The following is a 14,748-nucleotide window of genomic DNA, read 5'->3' on the forward strand; positions in this document are numbered from 1 at the left end:
AAATAATGAAACATAAACTATCCGGAATTGATGTTGAAGATATCAAAGCGGAATTGAGAAAAAAATACGGACCTCTTGTCCATATATCAGAGCAGTTTGGACTAAGCCGCAACGCCATTAGTGCTGTTTTGGGCAATGCGCGGCATTCGATCAAAACAGAACTAAGAGTGGCACAGCTTTTGGGAAAAAGCCCTTACGAAGTATGGGGGGCGTCACGCTTTACGCCAGATAACAAACCGGTAAAAAGAGCACCACAACGCAGTGGCGTAAAAAAAGTGCCTGAAAAACTGCGCAAAATGTGCGGAAAAGACTAATGCTCAAAGCAGAGTTCGCCACATTGAGAACAATAGAGGCACTAAAATTACCTGGAGTCCCCAAAAGTTCGGCACTGCTCAAAACAGCAAAGAAAGAGAACTGGACTCGCCCAGAATGGAAAGGGCGTATGTGGCGCCCCCATAAGGGACAGGGCGGAGGCGTTGAATATTCATATAAACTTTTACCAAAAATAGCTCAAATAGCCTGGGTGCAGCGTTTTCTGAGGTGCGAAGAAGCCAGAAAAACACCTTCGTCCGAACATGCTCAAAGATGGGAAACTTACCTCAGAGCGAGTGAGAACCAAAAATCCTCTGCCCTGAACGCCCTTAAACTTTTGGTGTCAGTAGAGGAACTACACAAGGCAGGATGGACAATAGAAGAGGCAATAGAGGCATTTAAAAAAGAAAACAGCCATTCAGTGAGTCGCGCTTCAGTGATGAGATGGCGAAAAATGGTAAGAAATATAGAAAGAGAGCATTGGCTTTGCTATCTGGTTCCAGAAAAAAGAGGCCCGAAATCATCAAGAGCCTCCTGCTCCGAAGAGGCATGGGACTTTGTTAAAACTGACTGGCTAAGAGCAGAAAAGCCCAGCATTTCGGCCTGCTACAGACGGCTATGCAAAGTGGCTGAAGCACAAGGCTGGACCATTCCATCAGAAAAAACAATATCGAGATGGCTGTCAGAACTCCCCATCGAGGTAAAAACATTAGCCCGTGAGGGGCGCGAGGCCGTCAGGCAGCTCATCCCTGCGCAGGAACGCGACCGTAGGCACCTGCATGCTTTGGACTCTGTAAATGCAGATGGGCATAAATGGGATGTCATGGTCGAATGGCCTGATGGTACAAAAGGCCGTCCGCTCATGGTGGCATGGCAGGATCTCTATAGTAACATGATCGTAAGCTGGCGCGTTGACCGCTCAGAAAATACAGATTTGATCCAGCTTGCTTTGGGTGACATGGTAGAAAAATACGGCATTCCCCACAAAGCCTATCTCGATAATGGCCGTGCCTTTGCTTCAAAAAGAATGACCGGCGGAGCAAAAACACGGTTCCGCTTTAAAATACGTGAAGGTGATGCCGCAGGTATTATGACGATATTGGGTATAGAAACAGTATTTGTCACGCCTTATTCAGGACAATCAAAACCAATAGAAAGAGCCTTTCGCGACCTTGCAGGCGACGTTGCAAAGCACCCTGCTTTTTCGGGGGCCTATACAGGTAATAGCACAGCCAGCAAACCCCATAATTATGGCGAGCGATGCATAAAGCTGGAGGAGTTTCTTGAAGTCATAGGGGCTGGGATTGAGGAATATAATAACCGCCCCGGACGCAAAACAGGAGTATGTGGTGGGGTTAAAAGCTTTCGACAGGCTTTTGAAGAAAGCCTATCACACATTGCCGTTAGAAAACCGACCTCCCTGCAACGCCATCTTTGGCTAAGAGCAGCCGAAAATATAGTTACCTCAAAACGAGATGGATCACTCAGATTAATGGGTAACCGCTATTGGGGAGAGTTTTTAAGAAACCATATGGGAGAAAGCGTTATTGTTAGGTTTGACCCCCAGGCCCTGCATGAAGGACTACATGTCTATAATAAAAGTGGCGCCTTTCTGGGTGACGCCCCTGTTATAGAAAAGACAGGGTTTGATAATATGGCAGCCGCCGCAGAAAAGAAGCGGGCTGAAAAACAATTATTAAGAGCAGCAAAATTACAGCTCGAGGCCGAAAAGCGCCTAACAATATCAGAACTGGTCAAATTATTACCAAATCGAAATGAAAATGAAGACATATTGATAGATCAAAAACTGGTTTCGCCCTTTAGGGCCGGATCGGTTGTGACAAAAGAAACTGCGCCTTTTGCGGAAGAAAATGCGCATGAAGAGGAAGATAACGTGACGGCCAACATCCTTAATTTCATGCGTCAAAGTGCATAAGGGAAAAAAGCGTCATGAATGAAGAAGTCAAAACAGCACATAGCGCGTTAATTGCTGAAATCAGAAAACTGCAAAAAGAAGACGGGCTAACACTGTCACAAATCACACGTGAGTCAGGTATAGCAAAATCAACAGTCAGTCAGTTTCTGAGTGGGCAATATGGCGGGAATAATGAGAAAATAGCAGAACAGGCACAAAAATGGCTTGATACTTACAAAGCACGTCATCAGCTCAATGGCAAATTAAGAACTGAACCTGAATTTATTTTGCTTCCCTCATCAAAGCAGTGGGTGCAGCTTTTTGAATATGCACAAATGGCTGGAGATATAGGGGTGATTACAGGGGCACCTGGAACAAGCAAAACAGTAACGGCAGAATATTACTGCAAAACCAATAGTAATGCGTGGATGGTCACGGCTTCAAGCTCGTTAAGGTCACCAAGAGCCTTGCTTGAAGAAATTGCAGAAATTGTAGACTCACCAGTCAAATCAGGATCTGGGGTGATGCGGGGGCTGATTAAAAGGCTGCGCAATACGGGTGGATTACTCATTATAGATGAAGCACAACATTTAAGCACAGAGTCACTAGACCAGCTTCGTGGACTCAATGACCAAGCCGGAATAGGACTAGCCTGGATCGGTAATGAACCATTACGTGGACGTATTGAAGGGATGGGACAAAGTAAATCAAATGCCCAAATCTTTAGTCGCGTCGGCATGTGGAAAGCCCGCACAAAACCCCTTAAAACTGATCTGGAACAGCTAAAAGACGCATGGGGTGTCACAAACCCAGAGCTAGATAAGCTGCTATTTTGGATAGGCTCACGCGAAGGGGGACTAAGAGAGCTGAGCAAAACCTTAAGATTTGCCTATTTTATAGCAGGCAGCGAGGGAAGAACAGAATTGCAGGCCTCAGACATTGAAGCAGGCTGGACCCAGCGCAAATCATCATCCTTACCAAACAGCCTGCACAGACATTAATGCAGAACCAACTAAGTCAAAGAAAATAAACACCATTACACACTACTTCCCCTGTTACTTTCTTATTAACAGGGGAGAACGCTAAAAGAGGTGGCGTTGTCAGGCCAAACGTGCAGGGAAAACCCAGTAAAAGCAGAGCAAGCAAGCTAAACTCACAGAGTAGAATCAAAGTGAGTTAAATCGGCAAAGCAGGAACAGAAACACCAAAGCAACCAAACATCAACTCTTACACATCACCTTCCCTGTTACGTTCGAACTAACAGGAGGAAGTATCAAAAAACGGAGCTAATGAGCCAAACTCACAGAAATAGAACTGAGTGTGCTAAGCCCGCAGGACAGACCAGCTAGACCAAGGGCAATAAACACCAACTTTTAAACATTATTTCCTACAAAGAGTAGAACCAGAAAAGGCAAAGTAACCAAGCTGAACTCACAGAGTAAAACCGATGTGAATTAAATTGGCAAAACAGGAACAGAAACACCAAAGCAGCCAAACATCAACTCTTACACATTACCTTCCCTGTTACGTTCGAACTAACAGGAGGAAGTATCAAAAAACGGAGCTAATGAGACAAACTCACAGAAATAGAACTTAGTATGCTAAGCCCGCAGGACAGACCAGCTAGACCAAGGGCAATAAACACCAACTTTTAAACATTATTTCCTACAGAAAGTAGAACCAGAAAAGGCAAAGTAACCAAGCTAAACTCACAGAGTAAAACCAATGTGGGTTAAATTGGCAAAGCAGGAACAGCTCAGCCTAAAAGAATGGTGAAAACAGCCTAAAGTAACAATTTCTGACGTTCGTCACATACAGCACGGGCCGGCCTGATATCTGCCCTGATATTATGGAGAACATTTTTAATATAGCTACGCCCTACACCAACGCGGGCAATAATTTCATTGTTGGAAAGCCCCTTAAGAGCGAGTTTTCTAACACGCCATGCTTTGAGCATGGGTACTTGCCACTGCTCACCACCATAACGTTCAGAAAGGCAGCGTGCCAGTGAAATACCCCATGACCTGGCCAGACTGGACTGCTCAACCCTTAAGCGTGGAACCCATATTTTTTGCCCCGCCATAGCCTCAATAAACATAAAGCAGCTTTCTTCTCCAACAACATCAGAGAGCCAGCTAATTTCTGATGGCACTATAATGGTAAACTCTCCCATAAGCGGCTCCACAATATTGATGATATATATGTATTAATTATAACACAATTAAATATAATTTACAATATTAAAAGTAATGTTATAGTTACAATACAAAATTATATAACATTACTATAAATTATATCTAATATTGTTTCGAAAATTTAAATCTATACTCATTATTAATTGTGCAAAATATGAATAATAATATGTTGTGTTTCATTTCATATTTTTATCAGATTTTATGACTAATAAAGTTGTTACTCAATAGTTTCTCATTAATCGGGGTATTGTTCTGTCCCCTGATAGTGGTGCGCAGGTTTTTCTAATGTGCAGGCTATGAGAACGAGCCTTGAACAAACCTTAAATTTCACAATTGAGTCTGAAGGTGGATATCAGTGTCTAAGGTCTGACCCTGGAAACTGGACGGGAGGCCGGGTTGGCTGTGGCGAACTGGTGGGCACAAAATATGGGCTCTCAGCCCCTATTGTCGGGCAGGAAATCGAAGCCCTGACGGCACGAAAAATGCGGCTGTTAGACGAGGCAGATTTTGAGCGTATCGCGACAGAACAATTTTGGAACCCCATGAGGTGTGATGACCTTCCAGTCGGGCTTGACCTGCTGACATTTGATCATGGCTTTAACACAGGCCCTGGTTCGTCGGTCAAATTATTACAGCGTGTAGCAGGTGTAAAAACTGATGGCATTATGGGCCCCGCAACACTAAAAGCCATTAAAAGTGCTTCGGTGGCGCAGCTTGGTCCGTATTTGAACCGAACATCAATTTTATGCCTGCAAAAATCACTAATGCTTGATGAAACAGGTGTGATGAACGCTCAAACACGCAGAGCAATCAGTGCGGAAAAAAACCATAATTTATTATGGGTAAGTGCCCTGTCTTCGATGCAAGATGTGGATTACCGACAAAAAAGCGGCTTTAGCACCTTTGGGCGGGGCTGGCTAAACAGAGTGCAAAAACGCACTGAAAAAGCCCTTGAACTGTGTCGCGAGCACCAAACAGACAAAATAAGAGCGGCGTGAGAGTCTCGGTCTGCCGGGCGCGGCGGACAGATTTTTCCTCCAGCGCAGACGCAGCGCGGATAAAGGCGTTTTTATGAAAACAATCCTCGCATGGCTGGCGCAAAATATCCTGCCATTATTAACAAAACTCATTGAGCCTGCCATTATTGGCCTGCTATCAAAATATAACACAGCCGCACAAGCAGCATTGCGCGCAGCACTGAATAAATCAGATAAAAGCGCAGATCAGTTACTTCAGCTCTATCGCAGCTATGAAACAAGCCATCCATTGGTCAAAGACGCCATGGATGAAACAACCAGACTTTTAAAAATAGCGGGCATTACAATGCCACGTGCCGAGCTGGTTGAAACCCACATGAAAGCAGCCATTCACGATGTTGCGTCAGTTTTTTTAAAACCGGAACCAGAGCAGAAATCCGATATAACCTCAGAGCAGAATTCTGACCAAAAACCTGGCACGAAATCTGAGCAGAAATCTGACGGTGATCACACCGTGATTTAATTATGTGCCAGAAATCGCTCATCATGATGCTGGTTATCGGACTGCATTGAGATAAAGAACAATGAATAACGATATGAAAACACACATTACAGAAGAGCGACGCTGGCGCATTCTGTCATTTTTGGCCGATGCCTCGGGGCGCAGCCTGAATGAAGACGTGCTTCTTCTCTGTTTTAGAGAACTTGGCTTTCCAACTGACGTTGTAGAATTACGCCATGACCTTGATCATCTCGAGCGCCATGGCTGCGTTAAGCTGATTGATTACAGGCTGGAAATGGGGCGGCATTTATTTGTTGTGCGCCTCACAGCCGGAGGGCTGCAAACATGGCGATGCGAGCGGCCAGTCAGCGGTGTGGCAGGCAGAAAGCCGCTCTAAAATGCCCAGACCATCGACAGTATCAAGGCTGGCTGATGCAACCCGGCAAAAAATTGGTGAGTTACATGATGCAGGCTGCACTATTGATGACATAATGCAGGCCCTGCCCCAAGCCAGCATCAGCCATACAGCCTTAGAGCGCCATATCAGGCAGCGTAAAAGGCTGGGCCTTGAACTGAAAAGATCGCGCAACGTGGCCGAAAATCTGGTCACCCAAATGGGCAATAAAGCACCAGGCCAGAAGCAGAAGCAGGTGCTACTCACTGAACTATTTCATACCATGCTGCTGGATGTGTTTATGAAATCAGACAGTCAGAAACTGTCAGCACTAACAGAAAATCCGAAAGAATTTTCGGCTTTTGCAGATGCGATTTATGCCCTAGCCCATACCAGCCGGCCAGATGCTCCGCCACGCACCAAGATAGAAGAAAAAGCACAATCAAAGACAAAAGATAAAGCAAAACCCAAAATCGTTAAAGCAGCATCCAGGCAAAAGCTTTCCACCGCCATAACGCAACAGGGCACAGCCAAAAAAGCTGATGCAAAATTACAAAATGCACCATCACGCAGTGCAAAGCCATGTAAGGCTAAATCACGCAATGTGACATTAAAAACAGAAGACACAGCAACAGGTAAAATTGCCGAAAAAGCCAGCGAACAGGAACTCTCTGCCGAAATGATCGCTCAGATCATGGCCGAGGCTTTTGGTGCAAAATTATATAATGCAGACTCACACGATGCGTCATTAAAGACAGACAATAAAGCAGGAGCCAAAATTGCTGCAACCTCAGCCAGACAGGGACTTTCTGCCAAAACGATAGAACAAATCATGGACGGGGCTTTTGGTGTGAAGTCACATAATGCACCACCACGCAGCGCAAAATCTTGCGAGGCACCCTCATGAGCAAAGCAATCTTTTTGCCCTATCAAACTGCCCTTATGACCGCAATGCAAAACCACCTTGTCACAGTCATTGCAACATCACGCCGCACCGGAATGTCTTGGGTAGCATTATTACTCACAGCCAAACAGGGTCTTTCTGCCAAAACGATAGAGCAAATCATGGCCGGGGCTTTTGGTGTGAAGTCACATAATGCACCACCACGCAGCGCAAAATCTTGCGGGGCACCCTCATGAGCAAGCCAATCTTTTTGCCCTATCAAACTGCCCTTATGACCACGGTACGAGACCACCTTGTCACAGTCATTGCAACATCACGCCGCACCGGAATGTCTTGGGCAGCATTATTACTCACAGCCAGGCAGGGACTTTCTGCCGAAATAATCGCTCAGATCATGGCCGAACCCTTTGGTGTGAAGTCACATAATGCATCACCACGCAGCGCAAAACCTTGCGAGGCACCCTCATGAGCAAGCCAATCTTTTTGCCCTATCAAACTGCCCTTATGACCGCAATGCAAAACCACCTTGTCACAGTCATTGCAACATCACGCCGCACCGGAATTTCTTGGGTAGCATTATTACTCACAGCCAGACAGAGACTTTGTGCCGAAATAATCGCTCAGATCATGGCCGGGGCTTCTGGTGCAAAACCATATAATGCAGACTCAGACAATGTGTCATTAAAGACAGACAATAAAGCAGGAGCCAAAATTGCTGCAACCTCAGCCGGACAAGGACTTTTTGCTAAAACAATAAAGCAGACCGGGGCCGGACCCTTTGGTGTGAAGTCACATAATGCATCACCACGCAGCGCAAAATCTTGCGAGGCATCCTCATGAGCAAGCCAATCTTTTTGCCCTATCAAACTGCCCTTATGACCGCGGTGCGAGACCATCCCGTCACAGTGGTTGAAAAATCACGCCGCACCGGAATTTCCTGGGCAGCATCATTTATTGCTGACCTGACCGCTGCCGCCGCAAAAGAAAGCGGGGCATGGATGTCTTTTACCTTGGCTATAATCTGGAAATGGCACGGGAATTCATTGATTACTGTGCCGAGCATGCAAGGCTCATGCACCAAGTCACAATGAAGGTAAATGAAAGCTTTTGGAAAGACCCTGAAAAAGAAGGGGCTGCCATCAAGGTTTTTCGAATTGATTTTGGAAGTGGCCATAAGGTTCTTGCCCTTCCCTCCCGTGCTCGGGCGCTACGCGGCATGCAGGGGCTCGCCATTATTGACGAGGCAGCCTTTCATGACAAGTTGGAAGAATTGCTCAAAGCCGCTATGGCCCTGCTCATGTGGGGCGGAAAAGTGCTTATCATCAGCACCCATAATGGCGAACAGAACGCCTTTAACATATTGGTTAATGACGTCCGCTCTGGCAGAAAGCCCTATCACCTCATAAGACTAACACTTGATGACGCCCTCTCAGAGGGACTTTATCGTAAAATCTGTGAACAAACAGGCAGGAAATGGAGCCCTGAGGGAGAAGCAGAATGGCGCTCAGAGCTCATTGCCGGCTATGGCCCCGTAGCTGATGAAGAACTATTTTGCATTCCTTCTTCCGGAACAGGATCCTATCTGCCACTGGCACTAATTGAAGCACGGTCTGACAGTGATATAGCCGTCATACGCTGGGGATGTGATGAAGGGTTCGTACTGCTTTCCGAAACAGTACGAACACAAGAAGCCAATGATTTTATCCGCACTGATCTATCAGCTCTTTTAGCAGGGCTGGACCGTAAAACTCCCCATGTCTTTGGGGTTGATTTTGGGCGCTCTGGAGATTTGACAGTCATTTGGGTAATGGCTCTTAGCAGTAATATGGTCCGACAATGCGCCTTTATTATCGAACTTCGTAACGTTCCGTTTGAACAACAAAAACAGATATTGCATCACACGCTTGACAGACTGCCACGCCTGCGTGCCGGCGCTATGGATGGGCGCGGTAACGGGCAATATCTGGCAGAAGTCACAATGCAGAAATATGGCCCACTTATTCAGGCCGTTATGCTGTCAGAATCCTGGTATCGCCAGAATATGCCAGCATTAAAGGCATCATTTGAAGACGGGCTCATCACAGTCCCAAGAGACCGCGAAATTATTGATGATTTGCGTGCACTGACACTTATACGCGGGGTTGCACGTATTCCTGAAAAGCGCACCGCCGGCGCCACAGGCAAACGCCACGGCGATGCCGCCATTGCACTAGCTCTGGCTTACGCAGCAAGCCGGTCTGAAACCTCTGAATATGCCTATGAGGCCGTTCACCTCCCCTGGGGAAAACATGCAGGCAACACCATGCACCACACCACGCCCCATGACGAAGAAGAAAATGACTGGCTAGGTGGCCCCTATGGCAGGTCCGGCCTGGTGGGAAAGGTGATGTTGTGAACAAGGATCTTTCAATGACACGGCACACCGATCCGGAATTTCTGAATGTGCCCATGAGGCGATGCACTTACCCTGGGAAGAAACACGCAGGTAGCGCCCCGTACACCTCCCCTAAAAAGGAACATGAAAGCGGCGTTATGTGCCTCTCCCGGGGTAAGCATAAAGCCAGCATTATGCGCCTTTTATGGACCATTCACTTTATCCTGGAGGAGCATGAAGGCAGCATCATGCACCGTGCCACATTCCATAACGAAGAAGGCCATGACTGGCCGGGTGGTTTCTATGGCAGGTCCGGCCTGGTGGGAAAGGTGATGTTATGAAAGAGGGTCTTTCAATTATGGTCCTTGGTTTGTCTTCGCTAATGGGGCTTGTGTGGCTATCCTGGCGGGCTGCCAAAACCGCAACAGAAAAAGAGAACGCCCATGAGGCACGCAAAAGCGCCACTTTGATTGAGCAGGCCTCTCAGGCAGCGGCAAATAAGTGCAATACAGATAGCGAGCTGGAAGAGAGTCTTGAAAATGGCACTTTTTAAATCTTTTTCAGCCCTCTGTGCGGTGCTGGTGCTCGCAGGCTGCGCAGACCCAAAAATCGTCGGACTTTGCCCGCCTTACGTGGCCTATAGCAGGCAGGACCAGCATATGCTGCTTTCTGAATTACAGGCAGGGAAAGCAGCACAGGTGCCACAAAGTCAAACTTATCGCTTTTTGCGTGATTACGCAAAAGAACGCGCTGCCTTGCAGGTAATTTGTAAAGGGAAATAAAATGGCCATATTTGACCAGTTCGGTACCCCCCTTCCCCCTCATGGCAATCGTGAAAGACTGGGGGCAACAGTGTCAGGCTACCGCCCTGCGCTGTCTGATCCCATTGCGACATCGGGCCTAAACCCGACAGATGCCGCCGCATTGTTGCAGTCAGCCGCAGAAGGAAATTCGAGCGACTGGCAAACATTATGCGAACTGATAGAAGAAAGAGACCTGCATTATTTGGGGGTCATCAGCACACGCAAAAGATCAGTTGCCCAGCTTCCCATAACGGTTGAGGCCGCCGGGGCCTCGGCCAAACAGAAACAGGCCGCCGATTTTGTTCAAAAATGGCTCGATAAGGGTATTTTTCAGCGTTCTGCCTTTGATATTTTAGATGCAATTGCCAAAGGTTTTTCGGTTCATGAAATTATCTGGCATTGTGAGGCTGGAAATTATTACCCCAAAAAGCTCATTTACCGCCCCCAAAGATGGTTTGAAATCAGCTATCAAGATGGCGAAACAATTTGGCTCCGTGCTGACGATGTCAAAGGCAGCAAAAAAGCACGCCCCTCCATAAAAGACGCTGTTGCAGAACCCATGATGCAACCGCTAGACCCCGAATTACCCTTACACACCGCCATCCTTCATGGTCTGGCCTGACCATAAGAGCCGGGCTAACGCGATCAATCGTGTTTAACAGCCTGTTCAAACTATTTTCAAACCGTGATTGGGGCGTGTTTGTGCAGAGTTTTGGCATTCCGGTCCGTGTTGGTAAATTTGACCAGTCCAGCACAGATAGCGACCGTAATACGCTTTGGAGGGCCGTTTCAGACGTTGCAGGCTCACTCGGCTGTATGATCCCCAAAAATATGGATCTTGAATTTATAGAACCCAGAAGCGGCGCCGGCGCCAATGACACTCACGAAAGACGCATTAAGTGGCTGGATGAACAGACAAGCAAGGCCGTTCTGGGCCAAACCGGCACCACAGATGCCCGGCAGGGAACACACGCCGCCTCAATGACACACCGCCTGGTGCAGGAAGACATAGAAAGATCAGATGCTCTTTTGCTCGCCCATACCCTTAATGAACAGCTTGTAAAACAAATGGTGGATTACAGTTTTGGCCCCCCTGCTGACGGACATTACCCCATCGCAACAATTGGCCGACCAGACGAAGCCCCTGTTTCTGTCTTGATTGATGCGGTTCAGAAACTCGGTCCGCAGGGACTGAAAATCAAAGCAGATGAATTATATACCAGACTTAATGTCAAACCCCCTCTCGAAGGCGATGAAACAGTCGGTATTCAGCCCCAGACACGAAACGCCACACCACCTCCTACTTAAGGGCCTTTACTTTATAATCGGCTGAACTGCCTCTCAATTAGACCAGGCCAGCAGCAAAGCGGGCAATCTGTACCTAATAGTCTGGCCCTCATGGCATGATTTTGCCCGCACAAATCAGAAATAGTCACTCATTTGCAAGCTAGAAAGACACCAGCAATAGCCTCGAAATTGAGGCACAGCCTGAAATATGAATGACCACTTCTTTTATTATGTTAAAGTGCCAGCCAATTTTCCAGTTTCAAACCTTCTAGCTTTCCGAACTCTTCAATATTAGATGTTACAACTATAGCCCCAAGAGCAGAGGCCTGAGTAGCCACAAGGAGGTTATGAGGGCTTATGACATGACCAGACGCCTCAAGCTGCGTTCTGATAGTGCCATATTGATTATCAACAGGAATATCGAGAGCCATTATTTTAACACTATTTAAAATAGCTTCAATCTGGTGTGTTAATTTTGCTGAACCCTTTTTGGCACATCCATAATGAAGTTCTGCTGCCGTAATAATACTAACACAAATAGCATCATCGCCAATTTCTGCGATTTTGTGAGACACAGGGCCATGAGGATTTTGGGCTAATTCAGATACAATATTTGTATCAAGCATATAAAGCTGCTTCATAATTCGATTTCTGACAAAGGCTGTGAGGTCGTATTTATTTCGGGAAAATAGTCTTCAGGAAGTAAAGGCTGCAAATTAGCCAGAGCTGCAGATAAACCTTTATGAGCCAAAGGTTCGATAATCAAACAGTCTCCATCTTTATGAATGAGCACGCTTTTGCCTGGCAACTCAAAATCTACAGGAATACGAACAGCTTGGCTTTTATTATTTCGAAAAAGTCTCGCCTCACGTGGCGTTGATGTTTTTATAAGTGATGAATATGGCACGCAGCCCTCCATATATATGGTATCTATATACAAAAAAGTTACCAGTTACTTAAAACCTTTATCTTCGTATCAAAAACAAGCTCTTTGATATAGATCCAAAGTAAAAAAAGCCGCCAATATGAGGCGGCTTTATAAATTCCAGTAAAAAAAGAACTCTTAATTTGTATTTTTCGCTCCAGCCCACGCCAGCATGTGACTCGTCATGGTCTCTTTTAGCATTAAATTGCATCTCTTTAATATCTACAAAATGAACTGTGCGCGCATTAATAATTTTCTTTATTTCTTTGACTTTCTTTTCAGCAACATTCACAGGGGCATAAGATTATGCAGGTCTGTCATCATCACCAAAAATGTCATGACAGATTTCTTTATGATCGAAAACTTCGTTTCTAATTTTATATATTATGTATGTCCGCAGGACTATAAATTGCCACGCACAAGCTCTTATCCGACTTTTAAGATTTTTCCGGTCGCGATACTTCCAAATGACTTTTGCTATATTTTTCTAAGCGATAAAATCACCAGCATAGTCATTCTGATATTTTTTAATGAAAACCCACCGATTGTCTTCGCATTTTGATTTTTCGTGATTACCATAAACAAGCTTAAAGCTTTTGGCTTCGGCAAGGGCATCTTGGTTTGTAAATGGCTTGGCGTGGGCAGAGACGCAATATGTTAAGGCTATAGTGCCTCATATGGTTTTCATCAATTTTGACATTGATAAAATCCTTTCGGACGCCTCTCTTATAACAGGAAAGTCAATAGAAGCTCGTTTTCGGCAAGGGTAAATAACTTCGCTCCAAGCCAACACCGAGCTTCACTACGATCTGGCGAAGTTTTTTATTTTTGATTGCCCTGCGCCATTATACTTTGCCAGATTTTTTTATATGACAAAGTATAATGGCTCTCGGGAAAAATAATAAATAATTCTAAAACTTGTTCCTATTATTTTCCGCCATTCCACCCCAATCCAGCATGGGCCTGGTCATGATCTCTTTTGACATTAAAATTAATCTCATCAATATCTATGGGACTAACTGAATGGACTTTGATGATATTTTTTATTTCTGCAACACGCTTATTAACAGAAGGCTTGGACACAGAAATAGATGGGGATTGAAAGTAGTCATCAAAAGGTGACGTACATATAAACTGTTGATAGGCACCATCTGTTGAGCGTTTATATTTTGACTGGGTTTGCATGACTATAGTTTGCCACGCACAAGCTTCTGTTAACATAGAAGCATTATCCCACCTCTGATAGTCCCAGAGAATATAGGCCACATTCCTCTGAGCAAGATAATCACCTGCATAAGCATTTTGATATTCTTTTATAAGAAGTTTTTGGGCTACGTCACAATCCGATTTATTATGAGCGGCACTACAGTAAAAACCGTAGCTTTTTACCTCATGAATGGCATCTTTATTAGTGAATGACGTCGCGTGTGCAGCAACACAATATATTAAAATAGTGCTACCAAAAATGGTTTTTACTAAATTATGCATGGGTAATATCCCTTTAGGCCAATCTTATGGCACAGAGTCACAGGGTTTCACTTTTCAGAAACATAGGGGGGAAATTCGCGCCCTATTTCTGTCACTCATCACTATCACTATCTACAGCATCGACTGTATGAGCACCGATAATATTTACTATATCTAACGCCCGCGCATGAATGAGCCGGTTGCGAGTAGGAGAGAACTTCAAACCCGACTTCGTTCCTTTACCCATAGCTGGTGCACATATCTTAATCATATTTTCACCATCTTTCTTGGGTAATTTTTTTAAGTCATATGACATGACCACATATTGCCAAGAACAGGCCTCTATCATGGCAGGAACAATATCGCTCCGGTCCCGATACTCCCACAAAGTATCGGCCACTCTGGTCACACTGGCATAATCACCAGCATAGGCATTTTGATAATCTTGGATAAAGTTTTCTTGAGCTTCAGCGCATTCTGACTTGGTGTGAGTATCACCACAATAAAACTCATAAGTTTTTGCCTCTTTTATGGCATCTTCATTTGTAAATGGTTTCGCATGGGCCGAAACACAATATATCAGGGCAGCACTGCCAAAAATGGTTTTTACTAATTTAAGCATGAATAATATTCCTTTAAGCCAATCTTACGGCGCAGTGTCACTGCGTTTTACGTTTTGGAACATGGGAGAGC

General features: G+C 45.4%; 23 protein-coding genes. 17 read left to right on the forward strand and 6 right to left on the reverse strand.

Annotated features, from left to right (window positions below; genetic code table 11):
* Positions 1 to 5: 5 nt before the first annotated feature.
* From GT348_RS07060 to GT348_RS07070, 3 genes are read left to right on the forward strand one after another with little or no spacing between them, the layout of a single operon-like run.
* The gene (locus GT348_RS07060) at positions 6 to 314 is read left to right on the forward strand and encodes a helix-turn-helix domain-containing protein (RefSeq protein ID WP_160619095.1); all 309 of its coding nucleotides are present in this window, start codon (positions 6 to 8) and stop codon (positions 312 to 314) included.
* Positions 314 to 2,248: a transposase domain-containing protein gene (locus tag GT348_RS07065; RefSeq protein ID WP_160619096.1), complete on the forward strand. Its 1,935-nt coding sequence runs from the start codon at positions 314 to 316 to the stop codon at positions 2,246 to 2,248. Before GT348_RS07060 ends, GT348_RS07065 begins: the two co-directional genes overlap by 1 nt.
* A gap of 14 nt (positions 2,249 to 2,262) precedes the next feature.
* Positions 2,263 to 3,228: an AAA family ATPase gene (locus GT348_RS07070; protein ID WP_160619097.1), complete on the forward strand. Its 966-nt coding sequence runs from the start codon at positions 2,263 to 2,265 to the stop codon at positions 3,226 to 3,228.
* Between the two features lie 782 nt (positions 3,229 to 4,010).
* Here GT348_RS07070 and GT348_RS07075 read toward each other — a convergent pair.
* Entirely contained in the window at positions 4,011 to 4,400 is a 390-nt protein-coding gene (locus GT348_RS07075) for a hypothetical protein (RefSeq protein WP_160619098.1), read from the reverse strand.
* A 318-nt stretch (positions 4,401 to 4,718) separates the two neighbouring features.
* On the opposite strand from GT348_RS07075, the gene GT348_RS07080 reads away from it, so the two are divergent.
* From GT348_RS07080 to GT348_RS09590, 14 genes are all read left to right on the forward strand, one after another.
* On the forward strand, positions 4,719 to 5,420 hold the full coding sequence (locus tag GT348_RS07080) for a glycosyl hydrolase 108 family protein (RefSeq protein ID WP_160619099.1): 702 nt from the start codon (positions 4,719 to 4,721) through the stop codon (positions 5,418 to 5,420).
* A 73-nt stretch (positions 5,421 to 5,493) separates the two neighbouring features.
* Positions 5,494 to 5,922, forward strand: a complete 429-nt coding sequence (locus GT348_RS07085) for a hypothetical protein (protein ID WP_160619100.1) — start codon at positions 5,494 to 5,496, stop codon at positions 5,920 to 5,922.
* 73 nt (positions 5,923 to 5,995) lie between these two features.
* Entirely contained in the window at positions 5,996 to 6,298 is a 303-nt protein-coding gene (locus tag GT348_RS07090; RefSeq protein WP_160619101.1) for a hypothetical protein, read from the forward strand.
* A 1-nt stretch (position 6,299) separates the two neighbouring features.
* Positions 6,300 to 7,202, forward strand: coding sequence for a phage protein Gp27 family protein (locus GT348_RS07095; RefSeq protein WP_160619102.1), 903 nt, complete (start codon positions 6,300 to 6,302; stop codon positions 7,200 to 7,202).
* Entirely contained in the window at positions 7,199 to 7,435 is a 237-nt protein-coding gene (locus tag GT348_RS07100; RefSeq protein WP_160619103.1) for a hypothetical protein, read from the forward strand. Before GT348_RS07095 ends, GT348_RS07100 begins: the two co-directional genes overlap by 4 nt.
* Positions 7,432 to 7,668: a hypothetical protein gene (locus GT348_RS07105; RefSeq protein ID WP_160619104.1), complete on the forward strand. Its 237-nt coding sequence runs from the start codon at positions 7,432 to 7,434 to the stop codon at positions 7,666 to 7,668. The genes GT348_RS07100 and GT348_RS07105 overlap by 4 nt, the downstream gene beginning before the upstream one ends.
* Complete coding sequence (locus GT348_RS07110; protein ID WP_160619105.1) at positions 7,665 to 8,039, forward strand: hypothetical protein; 375 nt, start codon at positions 7,665 to 7,667, stop codon at positions 8,037 to 8,039. Before GT348_RS07105 ends, GT348_RS07110 begins: the two co-directional genes overlap by 4 nt.
* Positions 8,036 to 8,290 (forward strand): hypothetical protein, encoded by a 255-nt coding sequence (locus GT348_RS07115; RefSeq protein ID WP_160619106.1) that lies wholly within the window; start codon positions 8,036 to 8,038, stop codon positions 8,288 to 8,290. Before GT348_RS07110 ends, GT348_RS07115 begins: the two co-directional genes overlap by 4 nt.
* Positions 8,287 to 9,594 (forward strand): hypothetical protein, encoded by a 1,308-nt coding sequence (locus tag GT348_RS07120; RefSeq protein WP_236646460.1) that lies wholly within the window; start codon positions 8,287 to 8,289, stop codon positions 9,592 to 9,594. Before GT348_RS07115 ends, GT348_RS07120 begins: the two co-directional genes overlap by 4 nt.
* A gap of 14 nt (positions 9,595 to 9,608) precedes the next feature.
* On the forward strand, positions 9,609 to 9,914 hold the full coding sequence (locus GT348_RS07125) for a hypothetical protein (protein ID WP_160619108.1): 306 nt from the start codon (positions 9,609 to 9,611) through the stop codon (positions 9,912 to 9,914).
* Positions 9,911 to 10,126 (forward strand): hypothetical protein, encoded by a 216-nt coding sequence (locus GT348_RS07130; RefSeq protein WP_160619109.1) that lies wholly within the window; start codon positions 9,911 to 9,913, stop codon positions 10,124 to 10,126. Before GT348_RS07125 ends, GT348_RS07130 begins: the two co-directional genes overlap by 4 nt.
* On the forward strand, positions 10,113 to 10,355 hold the full coding sequence (locus tag GT348_RS07135; protein WP_160619110.1) for a hypothetical protein: 243 nt from the start codon (positions 10,113 to 10,115) through the stop codon (positions 10,353 to 10,355). Before GT348_RS07130 ends, GT348_RS07135 begins: the two co-directional genes overlap by 14 nt.
* A 1-nt stretch (position 10,356) precedes the next feature.
* Entirely contained in the window at positions 10,357 to 10,998 is a 642-nt protein-coding gene (locus GT348_RS09585; RefSeq protein ID WP_160619111.1) for a phage portal protein family protein, read from the forward strand.
* Between the two features lie 2 nt (positions 10,999 to 11,000).
* Entirely contained in the window at positions 11,001 to 11,684 is a 684-nt protein-coding gene (locus GT348_RS09590) for a phage portal protein family protein (RefSeq protein WP_256375730.1), read from the forward strand.
* A 212-nt stretch (positions 11,685 to 11,896) separates the two neighbouring features.
* Here GT348_RS09590 and GT348_RS07150 read toward each other — a convergent pair whose 3' ends face one another.
* From GT348_RS07150 to GT348_RS07170, 5 genes are all read right to left on the reverse strand, one after another.
* Entirely contained in the window at positions 11,897 to 12,289 is a 393-nt protein-coding gene (locus GT348_RS07150; protein WP_236646461.1) for a type II toxin-antitoxin system VapC family toxin, read from the reverse strand.
* Positions 12,290 to 12,300: 11 nt separating this feature from the next.
* Positions 12,301 to 12,570: an antitoxin gene (locus GT348_RS07155; protein ID WP_236646462.1), complete on the reverse strand. Its 270-nt coding sequence runs from the start codon at positions 12,568 to 12,570 to the stop codon at positions 12,301 to 12,303.
* Between the two features lie 58 nt (positions 12,571 to 12,628).
* Entirely contained in the window at positions 12,629 to 12,880 is a 252-nt protein-coding gene (locus GT348_RS07160; protein ID WP_160619114.1) for a hypothetical protein, read from the reverse strand.
* Between the two features lie 635 nt (positions 12,881 to 13,515).
* Positions 13,516 to 14,076, reverse strand: a complete 561-nt coding sequence (locus tag GT348_RS07165) for a hypothetical protein (protein ID WP_160619115.1) — start codon at positions 14,074 to 14,076, stop codon at positions 13,516 to 13,518.
* Positions 14,077 to 14,167: 91 nt separating this feature from the next.
* Positions 14,168 to 14,677, reverse strand: a complete 510-nt coding sequence (locus GT348_RS07170) for a hypothetical protein (RefSeq protein ID WP_160619116.1) — start codon at positions 14,675 to 14,677, stop codon at positions 14,168 to 14,170.
* Between the last annotated feature and the right edge of the window lie 71 nt (positions 14,678 to 14,748).

The sequence above is a fragment of the Aristophania vespae genome, assembly GCF_009906835.1.
GTDB lineage: Bacteria > Pseudomonadota > Alphaproteobacteria > Acetobacterales > Acetobacteraceae > Aristophania > Aristophania vespae.